Here is a 24,524-nt window from a genome sequence, read left to right on the forward strand (position 1 = left end):
AGCGAACGTACAGTGAGCAAAATTCGAGTTCTTGTCACGGATGATTCTGCTTTCATGCGAAAGGTGATCTCCGACATCTTGTCAGAAGATCCTGATTTGGAAGTCATTGACCGTGCCAAAAACGGCTTGGAATGTATCGAAAAATGCAGCAAACTTCAACCTGATGTCGTTACATTGGACATCGAAATGCCTGTCATGGACGGGCTGCAGGCATTGGAAAAGCTGATGAGCACAAATCCTCTTCCTGTCGTTATGATCAGCAGCTTGACCAAGGAAGGGGCAGACGCGACGATTCGCGCTCTGGAACTCGGAGCTTTTGATTTTGTCACCAAGCCATCGGGGCCAATTTCCCTGGACATTCACAAAGTGGCGGATCGGCTGATCCAATGCGTGAAAGCAGCAGCTCTGGCGAAACGAAGAAAGAAAATCGGGGGAACCGGTGTCCTTCCAAGGACTTTGCCTGTGAAGGAACAGGTGGTGCCAAAGACAATTCAGCCCGCCAAACCCGCTTCGCCGCCCGTACCGACTCCGGCACCTGCCGTCGTGTCCACGCCGCCGTCTGTTCCACGGCGGAGCGGGGCGAACAGCAGGCTGGTCGTCCTCGGGACCTCGACAGGCGGTCCGAAAGCATTGCAAAAAGTACTGACGGCGATCCCGGCAAATTTTCCCGCCCCAATCGCAATCGTCCAACACATGCCAGCCGGTTTTACCAAATCGTTGGCTCAGCGCCTAGATTCACTATCCCAGATTCGTGTGACGGAAGTGCAGGAAGGGGAAGTGTTGCAGCCTGGTACGGCGTACATCGCGCCAGGCGGGTATCACTTTGAGGTGAGGCAAGGCAGTGGAAAACTGTATGCCCATCTGACGCAAGAAGAGCCGCGAGCAGGCCACCGTCCTTCGGTAGATGTCTTGTTTGAATCGGTCAGCAGATTGACAAATATCGACAAATGGGCAATCATCATGACAGGCATGGGAAATGATGGTACAAAAGGATTGCAACTTATGAAACAGACAGGAGCGGTAACAAGTATTGTCGAAGATGAATCGACATGCGTAGTGTTTGGAATGCCGCGTGCAGCGATACAGGCAGGGGTAGCGGACAACGTCGTGCCCTTGGATAACATTCCAGAAGTACTATGCAAGCTCTTGCACTGATTTTGGGAGGTGGATCACCGATGGATATGAATCAGTATTTGGACATGTTTATTGAAGAGTCAAAAGAACATCTGCAAGCGATCAACGCAAATTTGCTCATCTTGGAAAATGATCCGACGAACATCCAGATCGTGAACGAAATTTTCCGCTCGGCCCATACCTTGAAGGGCATGTCAGCGACGATGGGCTTTGAAGACATGGCGAGTCTTACGCACGAAGCAGAAAACGTGCTTGACTTGATCCGCAACAACAAGCTGACGATCAACAGCGATATTATGGATGTCATTTTCCAAAGCGTCGATCTGATTGAGAGCATGGTGATCCATATTACAGAAGGTGGAGACGGTTCAGCCGACGTATCCAAGCCAGTACAAAAGCTGCGAGCCATCGTATCCGGCGAATACCAGGCTGAACAGGAAACCGCGGCGGCACTGGCTGTCGAACCGGCTGCTCCGGAAGCTGCATCAGGCGGCCAGGAACAGGGGTATGAGCTGGACGAGTATGCCATGACCGTTCTCAAACAGTCGAAAGAATCCGGCAATAACTTGCTGTCGATCAAAGTAACCCTGCATGAGAACTGTTTGCTAAAAGCAGCCCGCGCCTACATGGTGTTCGACCAGTTGGAGTCGATGGGGGAAGTCATCAAAACGACTCCGTCTGTGCAGGAGATCGAAAACGAAGGGTTTGACCAGTCTTTCTCCATCGTCTACGTAACGATGCAGCCGATTGAGAAAATCAAGACAGCGCTGCTCAACATTTCCGAGGTCGTAGAAGTCGACGTCGATACAATCCAGCTTCAGCAACAGCAGCAAGCGCTTGAGGCTGCAGCTCCGCCTGTGCAGGCAAAAGCTGCTGAGCCAGTGGCGAAGCAGGAAGATAACGCATCGAAGCAGCAAGTGGCAGGAAAGAAACCGGCCGCCGGAGGCAAAACGATCCGCGTCGACATCGAGCGTCTGGACATTTTGATGAATCTGTTCAGCGAGCTTGTCATCGACCGTGGACGCCTGGAGCAACTGGCTCGCGAGATTGGCAAAAACGAGCTGCAGGAAACCGTAGAGCACATGAGCCGCATCAGCGGAGATTTGCAAAGCATCATCCTGACCATGCGCATGGTGCCAGTGGAGCAAGTTTTCAACCGTTTCCCGCGGATGGTTCGCGACCTGGCCAAAGATTTGAACAAAAAAGTGAATCTGGAGATTTTCGGTGCAGAGACCGAGCTGGATCGTACTGTTATCGACGAAATTGGCGACCCGCTCGTTCACTTGCTGCGCAACTCGCTCGACCACGGCCTCGAATCCGTAGAAGAGCGCAAGAAAGCTGGCAAGCCGGAAGAGGGCACGATCCAGTTGCGTGCGTTCCACAGCGGCAACCATGTCTTTATCGAAGTGAAAGACGACGGTGCCGGCATCAACAAGGAGAAAGTGCTCAACAAAGCGCTTGAGCGCGGCATCGTCAGCCAAACCGCTGCGGAAACGATGTCCGACAAGCAAATTCACGAGCTGCTGTTTGCATCTGGTTTCAGTACCGCTGAGGTGATCTCCGACATCTCCGGCAGGGGCGTAGGACTGGACGTCGTCAAGTCGAAAATCGAGTCATTGGGCGGCAGCGTCAGTGTCGATTCGGTACGCGGCAAAGGCACGACCTTCCTGATTCAGCTCCCGCTGACACTGTCGATCATTTCCGCGATGCTGGTTCAAGTGAAAAACGAGAAATACGCTGTACCTCTCAGCTCCATCATCGAGACTGCCGTTTTCAAGAAAGATCAGATTATGATGGCCCATCGCCAAAAAGTGATCGACTTCCGCGGAAGAGTGGTACCGCTGGTATCGCTGGAGGATGTATTCCAAGTTCCGCGTGACCGTGTTGAGGAAAGCGACGAGGTAGCCGTAGTCATTGTTCGCAAGGGAGAAAAAATGGCGGGTCTCGTGGTTGACTCCTTTATCGGTCAGCAGGAGATCGTCTTGAAGTCGCTGGGCAAGTACCTGGTCAACGTCTTCGCGATCTCCGGTGCGACGATTCTGGGTGATGGACAAGTAGCACTGATCATCGACTGCAATGCTTTGATTAAGTAGAAGGAGGCGCAGCCACATGTTGGACGAAAAAGAAATCGTAGGCGAAGTGAAGGTTATTGTCTTTCGGTTGAAAGACGAGGAGTATGGCGTGGAAGTAAACCAGGTAAAATCCATTGAAAAGCTGGAGCATATCACGCGGGTTCCCCGTACGCCCCAGTTTGTCAAAGGGGTCATCAACCTGCGCGGTGTGGTAACGCCGATTATCGACTTGCGCAAACGGTTTGACCTGGAAGAAAGCGATTATACCGATTCCACCCGAATCATCATCGTCGCGGTCGGTGAACTGGAAGTGGGGCTGATTGTCGACGCAGCCAACGACGTCATCGACATCCCGGTAGATGCGGTGGAACCACCGCCAGAAGTAGTCGGAGGTGTAGAGGCTGCCTACCTTCGCGGAGTAGCCAAACTGGACAAGCGCCTTTTGATCCTGTTGAACCTCGACAAAGTGCTGAGCACAGAAGAGATCAAACAGTTGGACGCGATTGAGGTCTAGGAAAATGGCTTACTACTCAAAGTTTGGGGAATTTCAGTTTGACGTGCTGCGGGAAATCGGCAATATCGGTGCGGGTCATGCAGCTACCGCTCTCTCCAAGCTCATTCAAAAAGAAATTGATATGAAAGTCCCCCAGGTCAACGTCATTCCGTTTGACCAGGTTGCAGATTGTGTAGGCGGGTCGGAGGCGGTAGTCGTTACCGTCTTCCTGCGCGTCGAAGGCGATGCGACAGGCAACATGTTTTTCATCTTGGACATTGATTCGGCGCAACACCTGCTTCACCAGGTCACTGGAATCGACAAACAGGTCGAGATGTGGGAGGAGTTGGAGATTTCGGCACTGCACGAGATGGGCAACATCCTCACCGGATCGTATCTTTCCTCGCTGGCCGATTTCACCAACTTGAACTTGCAGCCCTCTGTTCCGGCATTGGCAATCGACATGGCCGGAGCGATCCTCAGCCATGGACTGTACGCCCTGGGACGGGCTGGTGACTTTGCACTGACAATCGATACTGCCTTCTTTGAAGGAAACGAACGGGTGAAAGGACACTTTTTCCTCATTCCTGACCCTGAATCGTTACCTACATTATTTCGCGCACTAGGAGTACCGTTCGATGGAGACAATTAAGATCGGTATGGCTGACCTCGGTGTTACAAGACCACCAGGTCGGTTGCGTACCACGGGTTTAGGTTCATGCGTGGGGGTGGTTCTCTACGATCAGGTAAAAAAGGTCGCAGGAATGGCTCATGTGATGCTTCCTGAATCTTCGATGGCAAAAAACGGGGATGTGTCAAAGGGGAAATTTGCGGACACGGCGATCCCTTATCTGATTCAACTGATGGAGCGGGAAGGGGCATCGACGCGCAACATGGTCGCGAAAATGGCAGGGGGAGCACAAATGTTCGCCTTCCTTGGCGGCAGTGACACGATGCGGATCGGTCCACGCAATGTAGAAGCGTGCAAACATGCTTTGCAAGCTGCCCATATCAAACTGATCGCGGAAGATACGGGCGGAAACTGTGGTCGGACGATCGAATTCGATACGACCAACGGCCTTTTGCAGATTCGAACAGTAAATCAAGGTGTGAAGGAAGTATAAGTATGCTGGGAACCATTTGGATCAATACTGGCTTGGCGCTTCTCTCCTTTGTTGTAACCTTTGGAACAGCACTTGTCAGCAACGTCTGGCTCGTCTCACTGGAACGAGCGGTCATCGCGTTTGTCGTCTTCTTTCTCGCCGCTTTTCCAATCCGCTGGATACTTGGAGTGGTGACGCAAACGCCTGCAGCTCCGGACGTGGAGGGTCACAATGATACCGCAGAAGCAGGGAATGAAGCGAGAGAGGCCGATATGAATGTACAGCAGAGCGATGAGGCTGAGCCATTCACACCTCTTTCCTTCTCCAAAGTAGATACAACTCATCCTACCGAGGATCCCACCACCGTTGCAGAGGTTATCAGGCGCTTAACAGATGAGTAAAGGTTGGTGACGAATTCGTGGCACGGCCAATCAGTCAAGCAAAAACAAAAGAATTCGATAAATGGGTTATGTGGAAACAAGAAGGGAGTCGCGAGGCTGAAGTAGATTTGATTACGCAGTTTTTGCCGCTGGTGGACAAGGTTGCCAGCCGCCTTGCGATCAACCTGCCTGCCAACGTGGACAAAGACGATTTGATCAGCTACGGACGATTCGGTCTGTTGGACGCATTGTCGAAGTTCGACCATACGCGTGGACTGCAATTCGAAACGTATGCCATGTGGCGGATTCGCGGAGCCATGATTGACGGCTTGCGCGAAAATGACTGGATACCGCGGACAGTCCGGGACAAGGCGAAGAAAATGGAAGAAGCATACACCTATTTAGAACAACAGTTGCTGCGAATGCCGACCGACCAAGAAGTATCTTCCTACCTGGGAATCAATGAAAAAGAACTCCAGCAGTTGTTTTTTGAAACATCCCTTGCTACCATGGTATCCATTGATGAGGCAGTCGGCGATGAAGAAGAGCAAAAGACTGCTCGTCACTCGTACATCGTCGATGAAGCGACACCGCAGCCGGAGCACGTTGCAGAAGCCGCTGGTTTGAAGGACGTGCTCGTTTCCGTCATTGACAAACTGCCGGAAAAGGAAAGAATTGTGGTTTCCCTGTTCTATTTTGAAGAAATGACATTGTCCGAGATAGCGGAAATTATGAGCTTGTCACCCTCGCGTATTTCGCAGCTGCACTCCAAGGCGCTTTTCCGCTTGCGCTCTACATTATCCAGATGGAAATCGCAGCTTATGTGATCCTGGTTGCGTGATCAGCCTGGACGAGCGATAACTGATGTTTGAAGAGGGGGTAGAAAAAATGGAAGAGATCAGACCGTATCAGTTAGAAGTCAAAATCTCGCCAGACAAAATGGAAGCCATAGTCATACTCAAAACGGAAGAAAGTCAACCAGAAAAACTGTCGCTTACCGAAGATGACGTGTATCAAGTATTACAAGAACATGGAGTGAAGTTCGGCATCCAGCAAAGTGTCGTTCGAGAATTGTGCGCCATGCCCACCAAGTACATTGATGCTCGGCTCCCCGTTGCTGCTGGTGTTCCAGCCGTTCCTGGCGAGGATGGCAAGATCGAATACCCCTATCTTGATGTTGTGGAACCCGATAGCGGTCCCAAAGAATTGGCAGACGGACGCGTTGACTTTTACAATTTGACCAACATTCCCAATGTGGTCAAGGGTCAGCTTTTGGCCCGCAAACACCCTGCGACAGCCGGTGTACCAGGAACTTCTGTTACCGGAGAGACCATCGCGCCCAAAGCCGGCAAAGACGCCATCTTGAAGCCTGGGAAAAATGTCGTGATCAATCAAGAGCGAACCATGGTGTACGCCGCGATTGACGGTCAGGTTTCTTTTACGGAAAAAGAGAAAATCAATGTATTTCCCGTTTATGAAGTAAAAGGGGATGTCGATTTCTCAGTCGGCAATATTGAATTCGTGGGAACGGTGGTCATTCGCGGGAACGTCCTGAACGGCTTTCGCGTCAAGGCATCCGGAGATATTCGCGTACTGGGAAGTGTGGAGGGTGCCGACCTGGAGGCCAATGGCTCGATCGAGATCAAGAGCGGGATCGTCGCACAAGACAAAGGCTCCATCATCGCCGGCCAAAACGTCAAGACTTCCTTTATTCAAAATGCCAATGTAAACGCGGGCAATGACGTAATCGTTTCGCAAAGCATTATGTTCTCCACCGTGCGCGCAGGCAGACAGATCGTCTGCAATGGAGCCAAAGGCTTCATCATCGGCGGGGTGCTGCAAGCAGGGGAAAAAATCAGTGCGCGGGTTTTCGGAAACACGAGCGCGACACCAACCGTGCTGGAGGTCGGGGTAAAGCCGGAGCTGCGGACGGAGTTGGCGGAAATTACAAAGCAGCTGCAAAATCTTTACGAAAATTTGCGCAAAACGGATCAAGGATTGACTGTCATCAATCAAATTTTGCAGACGAGCGGCGATCTGCCTTCCGACAAACGCGTGATGCAGGTGAAACTGACCAATACCCGCTTGGTGCTGGAAAAGGAAGCCAAAGACCTCGAGGCGAGAAAGAAGCAGGTTGAAGCGGAACTGGTAGGAGAATCCCCGGCGGCGATTGAAGTGTTCAACACGATGTACCCCGGGATCAAGATGACGTTTGGAAAGCTGGTTCATTTCAATAAACACGAATACGGTCGGACGCGTTTTCTGGTCATCAATGGTGAAGTGACGAACGTGACGCTGGTATAATCGAAGCGACGGGATTCCGTAATGATTGGGAAGGGGGAGCATGATGAGCTTAAAAGTGGTCGAGTTGCAAGTAGCCTTGCCGCGCATGACCGATGTAGGCAGAATTCAGGAGCAACAGCTTCAGCGCCCCATCCATGAGGAATTGAACCAACAGCAAGAACGCAAACAACTGGACGAGCTTAACCGCCAACGGCCAATTGAAGTAAACGAGACAGAAAAAAACTTGATTCGCGAGCGAGAGTCCAGAGAGCAGAAGCAGAACGGCGAGCGCATGTCGGGTGAGGCGGCGGAGGAAGAGAAACAGGCGGAGACATTGAAAAGCAAAGCCGTACCGATGCGCGATCCGATGCGCGGACGTTTTATCGATATTTCATTATAATCATCAGAAGACAAACACAGAATGCCTGGACAAAGGTGGCTCACATGGACACGATATACATCATCTTGATTGGCGCCGGAATTTGCATCATGCTGATTGCCCTGTTGAGCAGACAAAAAGGGGCGGGAAAGCATTCCGGGTTGCCAAAGCAAAGCAGTATCGACAAGGCGGAGATCGACAAGGCTCTGCAACGAGTTGGCAAGCGTTTCGAGGAGGAGTACACGCTGCTCGCGCGTGAGTCAGAGCAGACGCGCCTGGAACTGATGCAGGAAATTCTCGCGCTGCGCAACCGCATTGAGGAATTGGAACAAAGCGTAAACGCGAAGCAGGAACAACCATCTTCTGAGCAAACGGTTCAGAAGACAGCGCCGGTTGTGGAGGAAGAACCGGATGTACTGGCACTCAAGGAACGCTACAGACGTGTTTTCGAATTGGCGAAAGAAGGTCTGACGCCAGACGAGATCGCCAAGCGCCTGGGGGCTGGACGCGGGGAGATTGACCTGATCTTTATGCTGGCGGCCAAGCGGGAGAGGGGCCAGGGTCATGCGTAAACGGGAACTCTTTTTGGGATTTGGAGCAGGTTTGCTGGTAGCTTCCGCGAGCATCGCACTCATACAGCCGAAAGAGAACGCTTCCATCCCGTCCGGACTGACCCGGGAGACGATCGCTGAGGCGGCGAAAGCGCTGGAGATGGTTGTGTTGACGAGAGAGGAGTACGACGAGCTGCAGCAGGAGAAAAAAGTGCAACTGGACCCGCCGCCGACTCCTCCGCAAAGGCCTGAGGCTCCGACAGTAGGGGCAGCGGATGTGCCACAGACGACGCCGGTACAAGCTCCTGAGGTGTCCACACCCGAGGCTGCAACGGCCCCCGCTGGTTCTGTGACGCAAGAGCCGCCTGCGCCGGACATCCCGCAGACATCAGCGCCAGAGTCGGTCCAACCTCCTGCCCCCGTCACGAAGGTATTCTCCATTCCGTACAGGGAGACAGCACAAGGGGTGGCGCGCACCCTGGTTGAAGAAGGCATTTTGCAGGAGAACAACAGGCTGGTCGAGGTGCTGCGGGCGCAGAACAAGCTGAACCGGATTCGCGTTGGCGAGTACGAGGTTTCCTTGCCCGTGACCGAGGAACAAATCGTTGAATTGATTACCACTCCGCCCCAAAATTGAGGCGGTGTTTTTTTGGACGAAAAAAAGAAAGCGGTTTGTTGCAATTGCATGGGGCATGTGATATATTCAATAACGGTGTTGAATTCGCACGTCCACCAATTCCAGCAACGGTGCTGCCTGTAGGCAGTTTTGCTCGGAAGATGCGGTGAGGCGGAGGTAAGCATCACAAAAAACCATTTTTGAAGGAGGTGTGAAATATGGCAGTAATTTCGATGAAACAGCTTCTCGAGGCTGGTGTTCACTTCGGTCACCAAACTCGCCGCTGGAACCCGAAAATGGCTCGCTATATCTTCACCGAACGTAACGGTATCTACATTATCGACCTGCAAAAAACCGTAAAGAAAGTTGAAGAAGCGTACAACTTCGTACGTGAACTCTCTCAAAACGGTGGAAAAGTTCTCTTCGTTGGTACGAAGAAACAAGCGCAAGAATCCGTTAAGGAAGAAGCAGAACGCACAGGTCACTACTACATCAACCAACGCTGGTTGGGTGGTACTTTGACTAACTTCTCTACCATTCAAAAACGTACAGCTCGCCTGGCTGAGCTGAAGCGCATGGAAGAGGACGGAACATTCTCCGTTCTGCCGAAAAAAGAAGTTATCGTTCTTCGCAAAGAAATGGATCGCCTGGAAAAATTCCTCGGCGGTATTGCACATATGGATCAACTGCCGGACGCATTGTTCGTCATTGACCCACGCAAAGAGCGCATCGCAGTTGCGGAAGCACGCAAACTGGGTATCCCGATCGTAGCGATTGTAGATACCAACTGCGATCCAGATGAGATCGACTATGTGATCCCTGGAAACGACGATGCGATTCGCGCAGTGAAATTGCTGACAGCGAAAATGGCTGACGCTCTGCTGGAAGGCAACCAGGGTACAGAAGAACAAGCCACAACAACTGCGTAAGCAAGTGTATGAAGGGTGGACTGAGGGTGTCAGAGCCCCCGTCCACCTTTTTTCATCTGTTTCACCTGATCCATAACTAAAGCAGTTTATCTTGCAACTTTTCGAGGAGGTTTCACTCAATGGCAATTAGTGCACAAGCGGTTAAAGAACTGCGTGAGCGTACAGGCGCGGGAATGATGGATTGCAAACGCGCGCTGGAAGAAACAGCGGGAGACATGGAAAAAGCGATCGACCTGTTGCGTGAGCGCGGGATTGCAAAAGCTGCGAAAAAATCCGGCCGCATTGCAGCGGAAGGTTTGACAGGAGTAGCAGTATCCGGCAATGTCGGAGCAATCGTAGAAGTAAACTGTGAAACAGATTTCGTGGCGAAAAACCCTGAGTTCCAGGCTCTCGTTCAGGATATCGCTGAGCATGTAGTAAGCCAGCGTCCAACCAGTGTAGAAGCAGCACTGGAACAGCCGTTCAAAGGTGCAGGTGAAACGCTTGGCCACGTTATCAACGAAAAAATCGCTACTATCGGGGAAAACATTTCCTTCCGCCGTTTCTTCATCAGCGAAAAATCGGACAACGGCACTTTCGGTACGTACCTCCACATGGGTGGTAAAATCGGCGTTCTCGTTACACTGGAAGGTACCAAAGACGAGACATTGGCAAAAGACCTGGGCATGCACGCAGCAGCGTCCAACCCGCGTTTTGCCAATCGCGAAGAAGTATCCGAAGACGAGATCAACCGCGAGCGCGAAGTATTGAAAAATCAAGCGCTGGCTGAAGGCAAACCTGCCAACATCGTAGAGAAAATGGTTGAAGGCCGCCTCTCCAAATACTTCGAAGAATACGTGCTGGTTGAACAGCCATTCGTCAAAGACCCGGATAAAAAGGTTTCTGCTTTGCTGAAAGACGCAGGCGCTACCCTGAAAGAATTTGCCCGCTTCCAAGTAGGCGAAGGCATCGAAAAGAAACAAGAAGATTTCGCTGCTGAAGTAATGGCGCAAGTGAATAAACAGTAAGAACGAAATAGGGAACACCTTCGTGTTCCCTATTTTCAAAGCAGAGAGTTTCACAGAAAGTGAAACTCTCCTGCACGTAATCAGCAAATGCGCCCGCGTACGTCGGAAGGAATCCGGCCATACACAGAGAATGACTCATGAATGGAGGCTGTTTTGCATGCCACTTCCTGCCTATAAACGCGTTGTGTTAAAGTTGAGTGGGGAAGCATTAGCAGGAGATTTGGGATACGGGATCGACCCGAAAGTCATTTTCTCCATCGCAAACCAGATCAAAGAAATCGTAGAATTGGGAGTCCAGGTCGCTGTCGTAGTTGGCGGTGGCAACATCTGGCGCGGACTATCGGGCAGCTCCAAAGGGATGGATCGGGCGACCGCGGACTACATGGGGATGCTGGCTACAATTATGAACTCGCTGGCCCTGCAGGATGGTCTGGAACAAGTCAACGTACCTACTCGTGTACAAACTTCGATTGAAATGAGGCAGGTGGCAGAGCCGTACATACGCCGACGTGCCATTCGTCATCTGGAAAAGATGCGCGTCGTCATTTTTGCTGCCGGAACAGGGAACCCGTACTTTTCTACAGACACAACCGCTGCCTTGCGCGCCGCCGAGATCGAAGCAGAAGTGATCCTGATGGCCAAGAACAAGGTAGACGGTGTATACTCGGCAGATCCGAGTCTCGACCCCGACGCTGTAAAATACGACAAGCTCACTTTCCTGGAGGTCCTGAACAAGGGATTGGGTGTCATGGATTCGACGGCATCCAGCTTGTGCATGGACAACGACATTCCGTTGATTGTCTTTAACATCTCCGAAGAAGGCAATATTCGCCGCGCTGTAATGGGTGAGAAAATCGGTACTCTTGTCAAGGAGGAATCATAATGCCACAAAGCGTGATCAATGAAATGGAAGAGCGCATGAATAAAGCGATTGCCAGCCTGAAAAAAGACCTGGCCAGCTTGCGTGCCGGACGTGCCAATCCGGCGATGCTGGATAGGGTCGTAGTCGATTACTACGGCACACCGACGCCGATCAGCCAATTGGCGACAATCAGCGTTCCTGAACCGCGCATGCTGACCATTCAGCCTTGGGACAAATCTGCACTGAAAGAGATTGACCGTGCGCTGCAACAGTCCGATTTGGGTATTTCTCCGTCGAATGACGGTGTTGTCATCCGCCTGGTCATCCCGCCGCTGACAGAAGAACGCCGCAAGGAACTGGTGAAGCTGTCCGCGAAAAGCGGAGAGGAAGCGAAAGTGGCGATCCGCAACATTCGCCGCGATGCCAACGACGAGCTGAAAAAGCTGGAGAAAGCAGCGACAATCTCCGAGGACGAATCCCGTCGCCACCAAGAAAACGTGCAAAAAATCACAGACAAGTTTATCGCGGAAGTCGATAAAATTGTAAAAGACAAAGAAAAAGATATTATGGAAGTGTAGTTGAAAGGAATCCCCCTCAGTTGAGGGGGATGTATGTCTATATCTCTCATTACGGGGGAAAACTTTATGTTAGAACATCTAGCGCGCAAATGGACGCGAAAGGAAAAACAGCCGGACAGCGGGATGGATGCTTCCGGAAAAATTCCTGTGCATGTTGCTGTTATCATGGACGGCAATGGTCGCTGGGCCAATCTGCGCAGCCTACCCAGGGTAGCAGGTCACCGAGCAGGCATGAAAACGGTAAAAGAGGTCGTCAAGGCAGCGGACGAGATCGGAATCCGCTACATGACGATGTATGCTTTTTCGACTGAAAACTGGAAGAGACCTCGTGATGAAGTAGATTTTTTGATGAGACTTCCGCAGGAGTTTTTGTCGACAGAATTGGATGAATTGATTGACCGTGGGGTACGCATCCGCATGCTGGGCAGCAGAGACAAATTGCCCGCTCATACGCTGGAGGCTCTGCTCATCGCAGAGGAGCGGACGCGTGAAAACACCGGTTTGCAACTCAACTTTGCCCTGAACTACGGGGGGCGGGATGAGATCGTGAAGGCATTCATGGAAATGGCCGCACAAGTGCAGGCAGGCTTGCTTGATCCCAGCAAATTGGATGAAAAAGAGATTTCTCGTCATTTGTATACAAGTGAAATTCCGGATCCAGACTTGTTGATTCGCACCAGCGGGGAAATTCGGTTGAGCAACTTCATGTTGTGGCAGTTGGCTTACACGGAGTTGTGGTTTACGGATGTGCTGTGGCCTGATTTTACCCGTGAACATTTTTATCAAGCCATTGCGGAATATCAAGGCCGAGCTCGTCGCTACGGGGCGGTATAGCCAAGAGGTGGAATAGTTGAAGCAACGGATCATAACAGGCCTGATCGGTGGGGCCGGTTTTCTTTTCCTCATCTATGTAGGAGGTGCCTGGTACTCACTGCTGGTTCTCTTGCTGGCCGTCATGGGTTTCTATGAATTCATCAGAATGGCTGGCGTACAAAAATATTGGTTGCCCGGTTTGCTCGGGTACGTGTTGATGGTGGGGATCATGTGGCCATCGCTTGCGTTTTCCGCGTGGCTTACAATGAGCATCCCTAATCTGATTTTGCCTGTGTTTTTGCTTCTTTTGACGTACTCCGTTTTGCGGAAAAACCAGTTTCACATTGAACACATCGCTCTTATCCTGGTAGGAGCGTTATACATAGGCTATGGTTTTACTTATATGGCTGCAACCCGCAGTTTGCCTGACGGGCTGTTCCTGTCACTTTTGGTCATACTCGGGATTTGGGCTACAGACTCAGGTGCTTATTTTATTGGTAAAGCATTTGGCAGCAAGAAGCTGTGGCCGGAGATCAGCCCCAACAAAACGGTCGAAGGGGCAGCGGGCGGTCTGGCAGCAGCGGTGATCGTGGTGCTGGGACTCAATGCGATATGGGGAGGCTTCTCCCTCCCGCAAGCGATCGCCATCGCTCTCGTGACAGGTATCGGCGGACAGTTGGGTGATTTGATCGAGTCCGGGCTCAAGCGACATTATGCGATCAAGGATTCAGGGCAGTTGCTTCCAGGACATGGAGGCGTGCTGGATCGTTTTGACAGCATGATGTTTGTGTTTCCCGTGCTGCATTTACTAGGAATTGTCTGAGAAAAAGTGCATATAGAAAGAGAAATAAAGGGTGGTTCAAAGTGAGACGAATAGCGCTCCTGGGTTCTACAGGCTCCATCGGGACGAGCACGCTGGACGTGGTTAGCCAGCATCCAGAGGAGTTCGAGGTAGTTGCGATGGCAGCCGGAAACAACGTGGACCTGTTGGCCAAGCAGGTGAGAGAGCATCGGCCTGAACTGGTTTCGGTCGGGACCGAGCAAGCGGCATTGGACCTGCGTGAGCAACTGCGCGGTGAACCTGCCCCGGAAATCGTCTGCGGCACGGAAGGTTTGGAACTGGTAGCAAGCCACTCTGATGCCAATTTTGTGATGACAGCAGTAGTGGGAAGTGTCGGTCTGGCACCGACTCTGGCCGCTATTCAAGCGGGGAAAACGATAGGCCTCGCCAACAAAGAGACGCTCGTCTGCGCAGGCTCAGTCGTTATGAAGGCGGCGAAAGAAAAGGGCGTGCCGATCATCCCGGTCGACAGCGAACACTCTGCCTTGTTTCAATGCTTGCAAGGGGAGAGGCGAGAGGATGTATCGCGTGTTATCATTACCGCATCGGGAGGCTCGTTTCGCCATCTGAAGCGGGAAGAGCTGGAAAAAGTGACGGTCGAACAAGCATTGGCCCATCCGAACTGGAGCATGGGGGCTAAAATCACGATTGATTCCGCGACGATGATGAACAAAGGCCTGGAAGTGATCGAGGCCCACTGGTTGTTTGATTTGCCGTACGAACAAATCGAAACACTCCTCCATTATGAAAGTATTATTCATTCCATGGTAGAATATAAGGATAGTGCTGTCATGGCGCAATTGGGTACACCGGACATGCGCGTGCCGATCCAGTACGCGCTCAGTTATCCGGGAAGAAAGCTGCTGAACACCGAGCCGCTCGACTTGGTGAAACTGGGCACTCTTCACTTTGCAGCCATGGATTTTGCCCGTTATCCTCTGTTACAATTGGCGTATGAATGCGGAAAAGCCGGCGGAACCTATACGGCTGTACTGAATGCAGCCAATGAGGTGGCAGTCGAGCATTTTCTCGCAGGCTCCATCCGCTTTTTGGACATTGAACGAATCGTCAAGCTCACCTGTGACGCCCACAGCGCGATCCAGGAACCGTCGCTGGAAGAAATCTTTGCGGCGGATAGTTGGGCGCGTTCCCGAGCTTTGGCGTTCATCCAAACAGGGTAAGATAAGTACCATACTTGGTAATGAAAGGTGGCTGTTCATTTGCCTTTTCCCAATCTTGATTCCCTTGAATCGATCCTCGCCTTTGCCATCATATTTGGTGCGCTCGTCTTTTTCCATGAAATGGGCCACTTTCTTTTGGCAAAAAGGGCGGGAATCCTTTGCCGTGAATTTGCCCTAGGAATGGGCCCGAAAATTTTCAGCTTCAAACGGGGAGAAACAGAGTACACCATCCGCCTGCTGCCGATCGGCGGAATGGTGCGCATGGCTGGCGAAGACCCGGAAATGGATATGCTGAAAACGGGCATGATGGTTCGGGTGGAGCGAGACGCGGTCGGGAAAGTAACCCATATTTTGCTGGACGAGGAGACACCTGGTTCGGCACGTGCCATTGCAGGCCGTGTGCTGGATTACGATTTGGAAACAAAGCTGTTTATCACACTCGAGCTTGATGGAGAAGATCGTACGTTTTCCATCCATCCCCAAGCCCAGCTTGTAAAAGATGGACGCGAAGCGCAAATCGCGCCGCTCAACCGCCAGTTTAAAGGAAAGACCGTCGGACAGCGTTTTTGGGCGATCTTCGCCGGACCCGCGGCGAACTTCCTGCTCGCCTTTGTGCTCTTCGTGGCAATCGGCTTGCTGTACGGCGTGCCGGACGACGTTCCGAAGATCGGGGAAGTGATGCCGGGTGGTCCGGCTGCCGAGGCGGGACTGGTACAAGGCGACAGAGTCGTATCCATCGAAGGCAAGCCGATCGCTTCCTGGAGAGATATTGTCGAGATCGTCAGCACCTCGCCGGACAAGGAACTGCAGTTTGAAATCGAACGCAACGGGCAAGTATCCACCGTTCCGGTTCATGTGGAAGGCGATGAAACCAATGTCGGTAAGATCATGGTAACCCAGTCCATGACGTATGCCCCCGGTGAGGCACTGAAGTTCGGTGTGACGTCTACCTACAAGTTTACCGTGATGATTTTGCAAAGCCTTGGTATGCTGTTCACAGGTGCCGTTGGTCTGCAGGATTTGAGCGGACCGGTAGGGATCTTCCAGATGACCGGACAGTTTGCGCAACAGGGAATCGCGATCTTGATGCAATGGGCAGCCGTACTGAGCATCAACCTCGGTCTGTTCAACCTGTTGCCGCTGCCTGCGCTCGACGGGGGAAGGCTGGCGTTTCTGCTGGTGGAAGCATTGCGTGGAAAACCGGTTGATCCTCATAAAGAAGGAATGGTCCACTTCCTGGGCTTTGCATTCCTGATGCTGCTGATTTTGGTTGTAACGTGGAATGACCTGCAACGCTTGTTTGCATAAAGACGTACCTACTCAGTAGGAAAGACAGACAAAAGTAAAGGATGGTGCAACATGTACAAGCGCGAGGAGACAAAACCGGTATTTGTAGGTGGAGTGCAGATCGGGGGACAAAAAAGTGTAGTGATCCAGTCCATGACTACGGCGGATACCCGTGACGTGGAAGGCACACTGGAGCAGATTCAGCGTCTGCATGACGCCGGTTGCCAAATTGTACGACTGGCTGTCATCAACGAAGATGCAGCCCGCGCCATCAAGAAGATCAAGGAGCGTTCTCCGCTGCCGCTCGTAGCGGATATTCACTTCGATCACAAACTGGCGCTGATCGCTCTGGAAAGCGGCATTGACAAAATCCGCATTAACCCCGGAAACATCGGTTCCAAAGAAAAGACGAAACGTGTAGTCGAGGCATGCCGTGAACGGAACGTCCCGATCCGCATCGGGGTCAACTCCGGTTCCGTAGAGAAACGCCTGCTCGATAAATACGGCTACCCTTCGCCGGAAGCAATCGTGGAAAGCGCGATGGACCACGTGCACATTCTGGAAGAGCTGAACTATGACAATATCGTGATTTCGCTCAAATCATCCGATGTGCCGACGATGATCCAGACGTATTCCCTGATGGCGCAAAAGCGCAACTACCCGCTGCATGTCGGCGTGACAGAGGCGGGTACCCAATTCTCCGGCAGCATCAAGTCCGCTGTCGGTATCGGAACGGTACTCTCCATGGGGATCGGGGATACGATTCGCGTGTCCCTGACCGCCGATCCGGTAGAAGAGATCAAGGTTGCCAAGCAAATTTTGCGCAGCCTTGACATCGTCAACAACGACCCGGTCGTGATCGCATGTCCTTCTTGCGGACGCTGCGCGATCGACCTGATCGGACTGGCTACCAAAGTCGAGGATGCTGTCTCTACCCTGAAAGTACCGTTGAAGGTGGCCGTTATGGGCTGTGCTGTAAACGGTCCGGGAGAAGCGCGCGAAGCCGATGTCGGCGTCGCGGGCGGCAACGGAGAAGGGCTGATCTTCCGCAATGGCGAAATCGTGCGGAAAGTGAAGGAAGACGAACTGTTTGAAGAACTGATGAAAGAAATCAATGAAATGGTGAACGAGAAAAAACCTACCCATGTGTAGGGAATGGCACTGATTGCCTGTTTTGATTGAAGGAGGACACGCACGTGTTGAAGCAAAGTCAAATGTTGATTCCCACTTTGCGGGAAGTTCCATCCGACGCCGAGATTGCCAGCCACAAGCTGCTTCTTCGCGCCGGTATGGCACGCCAGTTGGCATCCGGTATTTACACCTATTTGCCGCTGGCTCTCCGCACCTTGCAAAAAATCCAGGCTATTGTGCGTGAAGAGATGAATCGGGCAGGAGCACAAGAGCTGTTGATGCCAGCCATGCAGCCTGCTGAACTGTGGCACCAGTCAGGGCGTTGGGACGTCTACGGGCCTGAGCTCGTCCGTCTGCAGGACCGCCACGAGCGCTCCTTTGCTCTCGGACCGACCCACGAGGAAGTCATCACCAGTCTAGTGCGCGACGAAATCAATTCCTACAAAAAGCTGCCTATCAACCTGTACCAGATTCAAACCAAGTATCGCGACGAGGTGCGACCGCGCTTTGGTCTGATCCGCTGCCGGGAGTTTATTATGAAGGACGCCTACTCCTTTGACACGAATCAGGAAGGCTTGGACCGCAACTTCCAGGCTATGTACGATGCGTATACACGCATTTTCACCCGTGTCGGCCTGAACTTCCGGGCAGTCGAGGCGGATGCCGGCGCAATCGGCGGAAAAGGCACGTATGAGTTCATGGCGCTGTGCGAAATCGGGGAAGATACGATCGCTTATTCCGAAGAGGGAGATTATGCTGCCAACTTGGAAAAGGCAGAAGTCGTCTACACTCCTTCGGAAAAACCTGCTGTGCAGGCACCTCCAGCGGAAAAGGTGCACACCCCAGGCGTCAAAACCATCGATCAGTTGACCAAGGCACTGCAACTCGACGCAAAGCAGATCATCAAGAGTCTGCTGTACCGGGTGGACGACAAGCTGGTCATGGTGCTGGTCCGCGGTGACCACGAACTGAACGAAGTGAAGCTGAAAAACTTGTATGACGCGACCCAAGTCGGGCTTGCTTCGGAAGCGGACATTCACGCCGTTACGGGGGCTGCTGCCGGGTTTGTCGGACCAGTAGGCGTAGACGCTGAAAAAGTCGAAATCATTGCCGACCAGTTTGTACAGGATGTATACGATGGCATCGTCGGCGCGAACGAAAACGACTACCACCTGAAGCATGTCGTACCCGGGCGTGACTTCGCTGTGTCCCGCTATGCCGATCTGCGCAACATCACGGAAGGGGACGTGTGCCCGCGTACCGGAGGCGCGATCAAGTTCGCCAGAGGAGTCGAGGTCGGTCACGTATTCAAGCTGGGCACGAAGTATTCGCAGGCGCTGGGCGCTACCTTCCTCGATGAAAACGGTCGCAGCCAGCCGATGATCATGGGCTGCTACGGCATCGGCGTGTCGCGTACGATCGCAGCCGTCATTGAGCAGAACAACGATGAAAACGGCATTATCTGGCCGGTTGCCATCGCTCCGTTCCACGTCCATGTAATCCCGGTCAACGTAAAGGTTGACGAGCAGCGGCAGGCGAGTGAGCAAATTACAGAAGCGCTGCAGCGCGCGGGAGTGGAAGTGCTGTACGACGACCGTGCCGAACGCGCCGGTGTCAAGTTCAAGGACGCGGATTTGATCGGGCTTCCGCTGCGCATCACCGTCTCCGACAAGGCTGCGCAGGAAGGCACGGTGGAAGTGCGGATTCGTAAAACCGGAGAGGCTCGCGACGTCAAGCTGGACGAACTGGTTGACACCGTGAAAACGATGCTGGCCGAGATTGACCATACCGGTGCAGAACTGTTTGGCGCATAAGCCAGGCAGGAAAAAAGCGAGATTTTGTCGAATGGTACGGGGTACTCCCCTTTTTGAGCGGGGGGTACCCTTTTCTTGTTTATGGAAGGTGGGTATACCGTGGACCGGACACATGAACAAAAACAACGATTTTCCTTGTTAATGAAGCAAATGGAGATGCCCGCTGATTGGGTGGAGCATTTTTTCGCTGACGGACAAATCGATAAATTGGAGCTGTACAAACAAAACAAAAAATGGGTGTTTCACTTTACACTGCCCGCACTCTTGCCGGTACATGTTTTTCAGGCGTACATGCAACGGCTTCACGCTACCTTTTCCCATCTTGCTGTGGTCGATGCGCATTTTCGCTACCAGCAAAAGCCTGTGGTAGAGCAGGTCGTAGACGAATACTGGGACTTGCTGCTCGGGCGCGCGGAAGCAAAGCTCAACTCGCTGGCAGCAACGCTGCGCGGAGCGAGAAAGCAGGTCGCGAGCGGCGAAGTAAAAGTATACGTGCCGACGGAAATGACGGTGGAGATGGCCAAGCGAAAGCAGGCCGACCAGGAGCTTGCCGCGCTTTTTCAGCAAATGACTGATTGCAATCCGCGTTTTACGTTCCACGCCGAAGAAAACGAGGACGCGTACAAGGCGTTTGCCGAACAGCGCGAAGAAGAAGAACGGGCGCTGGTGGAAGTCGTGATGACGGCAGTCCAGCAGGAGAAAGAAAACAAGGCAAGCGATGGGGCTGAAGCAATTACGCGCCTGCTCATCGGCTACGAAATCAAGGATGATCCGATTCCGATCGTCCAAATTCAGGAAGAAGAGCGCCGCGTAGCCATTCAGGGTATGGTGTTCAACGCCGAGATCAAGGAACTGCGCAGTGGCCGTCATCTGTTGACCTTCCACATTACCGATTACACCGATTCCTTGACTGTGAAAATCTTTTCCCGCGACAAGGAAGATGTCAAAATGCTGGAAGCGCTCAAAGACGGCATGTGGGTCAAGGTACGAGGAAGCGTACAGCACGATACATTCATCCGTGAACTGGTAATGAACGCCAACGACCTCAACCAGATCGAGCAAGTCGCCCGCAGGGACAGCGCTCCGCAAAAAAGGGTCGAACTTCACTGTCATACTCCGATGAGTGCAATGGACGCAGTCGCGTCGGTAAAATCGCTTGTCTCGACGGCAGCCAAATGGGGCCATCCTGCCATTGCGATCACCGATCACGGCGTGGTCCAGGCTTTTCCCGAGGCTTACTCGATGGCGAAAAAAAACAACATCAAATGCATCCTCGGGATGGAGGCGTACGTCGTCGAGGACGGCATCGACATCGTCTACGGGCTGACGCCCGAAAACAACATGCCGATTGACGAGAATACCGAGTACGTTGTGTTCGATACGGAGACGACGGGGTTGAACGCTACCGAGCATACGATAATCGAGATTGCCGCGGTCAAGATGAAAGGATCAGAAATCGTCGACCAGTGGACGCAACTGATCGATCCACAGTTGGAGATCGGTCCGAAAACGACGGAAATTACCGGGATTACCAACGACATGCTGCGCGGGCAGGAAACGCTCGATGTCGTCCTGCGCAAGTTCAAGGATTTCGCTGGCAACGCCGTGATGGTCGCTCACAACGCCGAGTTTGACAAAGCGTTTATCAACGCATGTGCCAAGCGGATCGGCATGGAGCCGTGGAGCAATCCGTTTCTCGACACTTTGCCGCTGGCACGGATGATGTACAAAGGCATGCGCAACTACCGTCTGGGCACGCTGGCGAAGAAGTTCAACGTCGAGCTGATCAATGCCCACCGCGCTTTGGACGATACGGTAGCGCTGGCCCACGTCTTCCAGCATATCTTGAAGGACATCCGGGAAGCGCAAATCCATACGTTGATGGAACTGAATGAACGGAGCAACGCAGAAGCGGATTACAAGAGCAGCCGCCCTTTTCACGCCACGATTCTGGTTAAAAACAAGCAGGGGTTGAAAAACTTGTACAAGCTGGTGAGCCGCTCCCACGTGGAGACGTTTTACCGGTGGCCGCGAATTCCGCGCAGCCAGCTCAACAAGTATCGGGACGGGCTGCTGATCGGGACAGCGTGCAAGGAAGGCGAGCTGATGCAAGGAATTTTGCGCGGAAAATCGCCGGAAGACTTGAAACAGATCGCCGACTACTACGACTACCTGGAGCTGCAGCCGGTCGCGCAGTATTCACCGCTGCTGCGCAATGAAGAAATTCCTTCCCTGGAGACGATGAAAGACTACCACCGCAAGATCGTCAAGCTGGGCAAGGAGCTGGGCAAGCCTGTAGTCGCTACGGGAGACGTGCATTTTCTGAATCCGCAGGACGCCATATTCCGCGACGTGTTTCTGCTCTCAAAAGGGGACCCGACGGCAGGAGACCAGCCGCCGCTTTACCTGCACACGACAGATGAAATGCTTGAAGCCTTTTCCTTTTTGGGAGAAGAGACGGCGCATGAGATCGTCGTGGAAAATACAAATGCAATCGCAGAGATGATCGAGGATGTCAGCCCGATTCCGGACAAGCTGTACACGCCGATCATCGAAGGGGCAGACGACGAGCTGCGGCAGATGTGCTACGACAAGGCGAAGTTCCTCTACGGCGATCCGCTGCCAGAGCTGGTGGAAAAACGACTGGAAAAAGAGCTGAACAGTATCATCACACACGGTTTTGGGGTTATTTACCTGATTTCGCAACGGCTCGTGACCAAGTCGCTGATCGACGGCTATCTCGTCGGTTCCCGGGGTTCGGTCGGCTCCTCCTTCGTGGCGACGATGTCCGAAATTACCGAAGTCAATCCGCTGCCGCCGCATTATCGCTGCCCGGAATGTAAGCACAGCGAGTTTATTACGGACGGTTCCATCGCCTCCGGTTTTGACTTGCCGGACAAGGACTGCCCGAAATGCGGCACCCGGCTGGCTAAGGATGGACAAGACATCCCGTTCGAGACGTTCCTCGGCTTCAAGGGAGACAAGGTGCCGGATATTGACTTGAACTTCTCTGGTGATTACCAGCCGCGGGCGCATAAGTACACGCAAGAACTTTTCGGAGCGGATTACGTCTACCGTGCCGGAACGATCGGAACGGTGGCGGAAAAAACAGCGTACGGCTACGTCCGCAAGTATGCCGACGAGCGCGGCCTGACCTTGCGCAACGCGGAAATCGCCCGTCTGGTGCAAGGCTGCACCGGGGTAAAGCGGACGACCGGACAGCACCCGGGCGGCATTATCGTCGTACCGGACTATATGGAAATTGAAGATTTTTGCCCGATCCAGTATCCGGCAGACGACAATGAATCGGAGTGGCGCACGACCCATTTTGACTTCCACTCGATCCATGACAACCTGCTGAAGCTGGATATCCTCGGGCACGACGACCCGACCGTCATTCGCATGCTGCAAGACTTGACCAATATCGATCCGAAGACGATCCCTCTGGATGACAAGAAGACGATGTCGATCTTCAGCTCGACCGAAGCGCTGGGTGTGACGCCGGAGCAGATTCGCACCAACATGGGGACATTGGGTATTCCGGAATTTGGAACGAAATTTGTCCGGCAAATGCTGGAAGACACGAAGCCTACGACCTTTGCCGAGCTGGTGCAGATTTCCGGCCTCTCCCACGGTACGGACGTCTGGCTGAACAACGCCCAGGACTTGATCCGCAACGGAATCTGCAAACTGTCGGAAGTAATCGGGTGCCGCGACGACATCATGGTGTACCTGATCTACAAGGGGCTGGAGCCATCTCGCGCGTTTAAAATCATGGAGTCGGTGAGGAAAGGGAAGGGTGTCCCGGAGGAGGACCAGGAAGAGATGCGCAAAAACAACGTCCCCGACTGGTACATCGAATCTTGCCAACGGATCAAGTACATGTTCCCAAAAGCGCACGCCACGGCATACGTTATGATGGCGGTGCGGATTGCCTATTTCAAGGTGCACTACCCACTGGAGTTTTACGCGACCTACTTTACGGTGCGCGCCGATGATTTCGACATCCCGCTGATGGTCAAAGGGTCTGCTGCGATCAGACAGCGTATTGAAGAGATCGAAAGCAAGGGGCATGACGCACAGCCGAAGGAAAAGGCGCTGCTGACGGTGCTGGAGATGGCGCTGGAAATGGTGGAGCGCGGATTTACCTTTGCCAATGTCGACCTGTACAAATCGGATGCGACCCGCTTTTTGATCGAAGGCAATTCCTTGATCGCCCCGTTCAATGCTCTGCCGGGCCTTGGCACCAACGCTGCGATCAGCATCGTCAAGGCGCGCGAAGAAGGCGAGTTTTTGTCCAAGGAAGACCTGCTGTCCCGCTCGCGCATTTCCAAAACAATCCTCGATTACCTCGAAGAGCAAGGTGCGCTCAATGGGCTGCCCGAGTCCAACCAGCTCTCTTTGTTCTGATGCGGGCTGCAGCCAAGCGAGCTTCGTATCCAAAGGTTGTCAGTGAAGGGCTGTTATGCTATAATTTTTTTGGAAATACTGGTTTTATACGCATGGCTGATGGAGAGTGGGGAAACCCACTCTTTCTTTCTGGCTAAACCTTATGCTTCACATGATAAGGAGGTACTTGCTTGAGCAAGGTTACGGACATTGTCAGCGAACTGGTCACGCCCATACTCACCGAGATGGGATTGGAACTGGTGGACATCGAGTACAAGAAAGAAGGCAGCAACTGGTTTCTGCGCGTGTTCATCGACAACGAAGCCGGCAGCATCGACATCGATGACTGCAGCCTTGTAAGTGAGAGACTGAGCCAGAAACTTGATGAGGTGGACCCGATTCCTACCGCGTACTTCCTGGAGGTCTCCTCGCCGGGGGCGGAGCGCCCATTGCGCAACGAAAAAGATTTTCGCAAAGCAATCGGGAAGCACGTACATCTTACGACCAAGGAGCCAATTGACGGCGCAAGCGTGATCGAAGGCGAACTGCTTTCCTTTGAAGACGGCAAGCTGACGGTCAAGGAAGCGAAAAAAACGTATGTGATTTCCCAAGAACAAATTGACACGGCCCGTATGGCAATTGTCTTTTAAATAGTCTGGGTTGGTGGTAGTAAAGGAGGAG

General features: G+C 52.8%; 23 protein-coding genes. All 23 read left to right on the forward strand.

Annotated features, from left to right (window positions below):
• The first annotated feature begins 12 nt into the window (after positions 1-12).
• Positions 13-1,155: a chemotaxis response regulator protein-glutamate methylesterase gene (locus tag ACAF76_RS08780; RefSeq protein ID WP_400162992.1), complete on the forward strand. Its 1,143-nt coding sequence runs from the start codon at positions 13-15 to the stop codon at positions 1,153-1,155.
• 20 nt (positions 1,156-1,175) lie between these two features.
• Positions 1,176-3,227, forward strand: a complete 2,052-nt coding sequence (locus tag ACAF76_RS08785; protein WP_400162993.1) for a chemotaxis protein CheA — start codon at positions 1,176-1,178, stop codon at positions 3,225-3,227.
• 16 nt (positions 3,228-3,243) lie between these two features.
• On the forward strand, positions 3,244-3,720 hold the full coding sequence (locus tag ACAF76_RS08790) for a chemotaxis protein CheW (protein WP_400162994.1): 477 nt from the start codon (positions 3,244-3,246) through the stop codon (positions 3,718-3,720).
• Positions 3,721-3,724: 4 nt separating this feature from the next.
• Positions 3,725-4,351 (forward strand): chemotaxis protein CheC, encoded by a 627-nt coding sequence (locus tag ACAF76_RS08795; protein ID WP_400162995.1) that lies wholly within the window; start codon positions 3,725-3,727, stop codon positions 4,349-4,351.
• Positions 4,338-4,823: a chemotaxis protein CheD gene (locus tag ACAF76_RS08800; protein ID WP_400162996.1), complete on the forward strand. Its 486-nt coding sequence runs from the start codon at positions 4,338-4,340 to the stop codon at positions 4,821-4,823. The genes ACAF76_RS08795 and ACAF76_RS08800 overlap by 14 nt, the downstream gene beginning before the upstream one ends.
• Positions 4,824-4,825: 2 nt before the next feature.
• On the forward strand, positions 4,826-5,203 hold the full coding sequence (locus ACAF76_RS08805; RefSeq protein WP_400162997.1) for a hypothetical protein: 378 nt from the start codon (positions 4,826-4,828) through the stop codon (positions 5,201-5,203).
• Positions 5,204-5,220: 17 nt separating this feature from the next.
• A complete protein-coding gene (locus ACAF76_RS08810) occupies positions 5,221-6,009 on the forward strand; it encodes a FliA/WhiG family RNA polymerase sigma factor (RefSeq protein ID WP_400162998.1) in 789 nt (262 codons plus the stop codon).
• Between the two features lie 61 nt (positions 6,010-6,070).
• Positions 6,071-7,486, forward strand: coding sequence for a DUF342 domain-containing protein (locus ACAF76_RS08815; RefSeq protein ID WP_400162999.1), 1,416 nt, complete (start codon positions 6,071-6,073; stop codon positions 7,484-7,486).
• Positions 7,487-7,529: 43 nt separating this feature from the next.
• Positions 7,530-7,865, forward strand: coding sequence for a hypothetical protein (locus ACAF76_RS08820; RefSeq protein ID WP_400163000.1), 336 nt, complete (start codon positions 7,530-7,532; stop codon positions 7,863-7,865).
• A gap of 44 nt (positions 7,866-7,909) precedes the next feature.
• Positions 7,910-8,416 (forward strand): DUF6115 domain-containing protein, encoded by a 507-nt coding sequence (locus ACAF76_RS08825; RefSeq protein ID WP_400163001.1) that lies wholly within the window; start codon positions 7,910-7,912, stop codon positions 8,414-8,416.
• Positions 8,409-9,032: a DNA polymerase III subunit gamma/tau gene (locus ACAF76_RS08830; protein WP_400163002.1), complete on the forward strand. Its 624-nt coding sequence runs from the start codon at positions 8,409-8,411 to the stop codon at positions 9,030-9,032. The genes ACAF76_RS08825 and ACAF76_RS08830 overlap by 8 nt, the downstream gene beginning before the upstream one ends.
• 197 nt (positions 9,033-9,229) lie before the next feature.
• A complete protein-coding gene (gene rpsB, locus ACAF76_RS08835; protein WP_400163003.1) occupies positions 9,230-9,940 on the forward strand; it encodes a 30S ribosomal protein S2 in 711 nt (236 codons plus the stop codon).
• Positions 9,941-10,059: 119 nt separating this feature from the next.
• Positions 10,060-10,947 (forward strand): translation elongation factor Ts, encoded by an 888-nt coding sequence (gene tsf, locus ACAF76_RS08840; protein WP_400163004.1) that lies wholly within the window; start codon positions 10,060-10,062, stop codon positions 10,945-10,947.
• Positions 10,948-11,104: 157 nt separating this feature from the next.
• Positions 11,105-11,830 (forward strand): UMP kinase, encoded by a 726-nt coding sequence (gene pyrH / locus ACAF76_RS08845; RefSeq protein WP_400163006.1) that lies wholly within the window; start codon positions 11,105-11,107, stop codon positions 11,828-11,830.
• Complete coding sequence (frr, locus tag ACAF76_RS08850) at positions 11,830-12,387, forward strand: ribosome recycling factor (protein ID WP_400163007.1); 558 nt, start codon at positions 11,830-11,832, stop codon at positions 12,385-12,387. The genes pyrH and frr overlap by 1 nt, the downstream gene beginning before the upstream one ends.
• 66 nt (positions 12,388-12,453) lie before the next feature.
• Positions 12,454-13,221, forward strand: coding sequence for an isoprenyl transferase (locus ACAF76_RS08855; protein WP_400163008.1), 768 nt, complete (start codon positions 12,454-12,456; stop codon positions 13,219-13,221).
• 16 nt (positions 13,222-13,237) lie between these two features.
• Positions 13,238-14,023 (forward strand): phosphatidate cytidylyltransferase, encoded by a 786-nt coding sequence (locus ACAF76_RS08860; protein WP_400163009.1) that lies wholly within the window; start codon positions 13,238-13,240, stop codon positions 14,021-14,023.
• A gap of 41 nt (positions 14,024-14,064) precedes the next feature.
• Positions 14,065-15,222, forward strand: coding sequence for a 1-deoxy-D-xylulose-5-phosphate reductoisomerase (locus tag ACAF76_RS08865; protein ID WP_400163010.1), 1,158 nt, complete (start codon positions 14,065-14,067; stop codon positions 15,220-15,222).
• Positions 15,223-15,261: 39 nt separating this feature from the next.
• A complete protein-coding gene (rseP, locus tag ACAF76_RS08870; protein ID WP_400163011.1) occupies positions 15,262-16,530 on the forward strand; it encodes an RIP metalloprotease RseP in 1,269 nt (422 codons plus the stop codon).
• Positions 16,531-16,581: 51 nt separating this feature from the next.
• Complete coding sequence (gene ispG / locus ACAF76_RS08875) at positions 16,582-17,661, forward strand: flavodoxin-dependent (E)-4-hydroxy-3-methylbut-2-enyl-diphosphate synthase (protein WP_400163012.1); 1,080 nt, start codon at positions 16,582-16,584, stop codon at positions 17,659-17,661.
• Between the two features lie 47 nt (positions 17,662-17,708).
• Entirely contained in the window at positions 17,709-19,454 is a 1,746-nt protein-coding gene (locus tag ACAF76_RS08880) for a proline--tRNA ligase (protein ID WP_400163063.1), read from the forward strand.
• A gap of 99 nt (positions 19,455-19,553) precedes the next feature.
• Positions 19,554-23,864, forward strand: a complete 4,311-nt coding sequence (locus ACAF76_RS08885; protein ID WP_400163013.1) for a PolC-type DNA polymerase III — start codon at positions 19,554-19,556, stop codon at positions 23,862-23,864.
• Between the two features lie 170 nt (positions 23,865-24,034).
• Positions 24,035-24,493, forward strand: a complete 459-nt coding sequence (gene rimP, locus ACAF76_RS08890; RefSeq protein ID WP_400163014.1) for a ribosome maturation factor RimP — start codon at positions 24,035-24,037, stop codon at positions 24,491-24,493.
• Positions 24,494-24,524 lie beyond the last annotated feature (31 nt).

This window comes from Brevibacillus sp. TJ4, assembly GCF_044627595.2.
In the GTDB taxonomy this organism is placed as follows: Bacteria; Bacillota; Bacilli; order Brevibacillales; family Brevibacillaceae; genus Brevibacillus.

Bases quoted from the DNA above. Each gene is read 5' to 3' on its own strand.
- ACAF76_RS08785 (WP_400162993.1), top strand. From the start codon at position 1,176: ATGGATATGAATCAGTATTTGGACATGTTTATTGAAGAGTCAAAAGAA.
- ACAF76_RS08790 (WP_400162994.1), top strand. From the start codon at position 3,244: ATGTTGGACGAAAAAGAAATCGTAGGCGAAGTGAAGGTTATTGTCTTT.
- ACAF76_RS08795 (WP_400162995.1), top strand. From the start codon at position 3,725: ATGGCTTACTACTCAAAGTTTGGGGAATTTCAGTTTGACGTGCTGCGG.
- ACAF76_RS08800 (WP_400162996.1), top strand. From the start codon at position 4,338: ATGGAGACAATTAAGATCGGTATGGCTGACCTCGGTGTTACAAGACCA.
- ACAF76_RS08805 (WP_400162997.1), top strand. From the start codon at position 4,826: ATGCTGGGAACCATTTGGATCAATACTGGCTTGGCGCTTCTCTCCTTT.
- ACAF76_RS08815 (WP_400162999.1), top strand. From the start codon at position 6,071: ATGGAAGAGATCAGACCGTATCAGTTAGAAGTCAAAATCTCGCCAGAC.
- ACAF76_RS08820 (WP_400163000.1), top strand. From the start codon at position 7,530: ATGAGCTTAAAAGTGGTCGAGTTGCAAGTAGCCTTGCCGCGCATGACC.
- ACAF76_RS08825 (WP_400163001.1), top strand. From the start codon at position 7,910: ATGGACACGATATACATCATCTTGATTGGCGCCGGAATTTGCATCATG.
- ACAF76_RS08830 (WP_400163002.1), top strand. From the start codon at position 8,409: ATGCGTAAACGGGAACTCTTTTTGGGATTTGGAGCAGGTTTGCTGGTA.
- rpsB (WP_400163003.1), top strand. From the start codon at position 9,230: ATGGCAGTAATTTCGATGAAACAGCTTCTCGAGGCTGGTGTTCACTTC.
- tsf (WP_400163004.1), top strand. From the start codon at position 10,060: ATGGCAATTAGTGCACAAGCGGTTAAAGAACTGCGTGAGCGTACAGGC.
- pyrH (WP_400163006.1), top strand. From the start codon at position 11,105: ATGCCACTTCCTGCCTATAAACGCGTTGTGTTAAAGTTGAGTGGGGAA.
- frr (WP_400163007.1), top strand. From the start codon at position 11,830: ATGCCACAAAGCGTGATCAATGAAATGGAAGAGCGCATGAATAAAGCG.
- ACAF76_RS08855 (WP_400163008.1), top strand. From the start codon at position 12,454: ATGTTAGAACATCTAGCGCGCAAATGGACGCGAAAGGAAAAACAGCCG.
- ispG (WP_400163012.1), top strand. From the start codon at position 16,582: ATGTACAAGCGCGAGGAGACAAAACCGGTATTTGTAGGTGGAGTGCAG.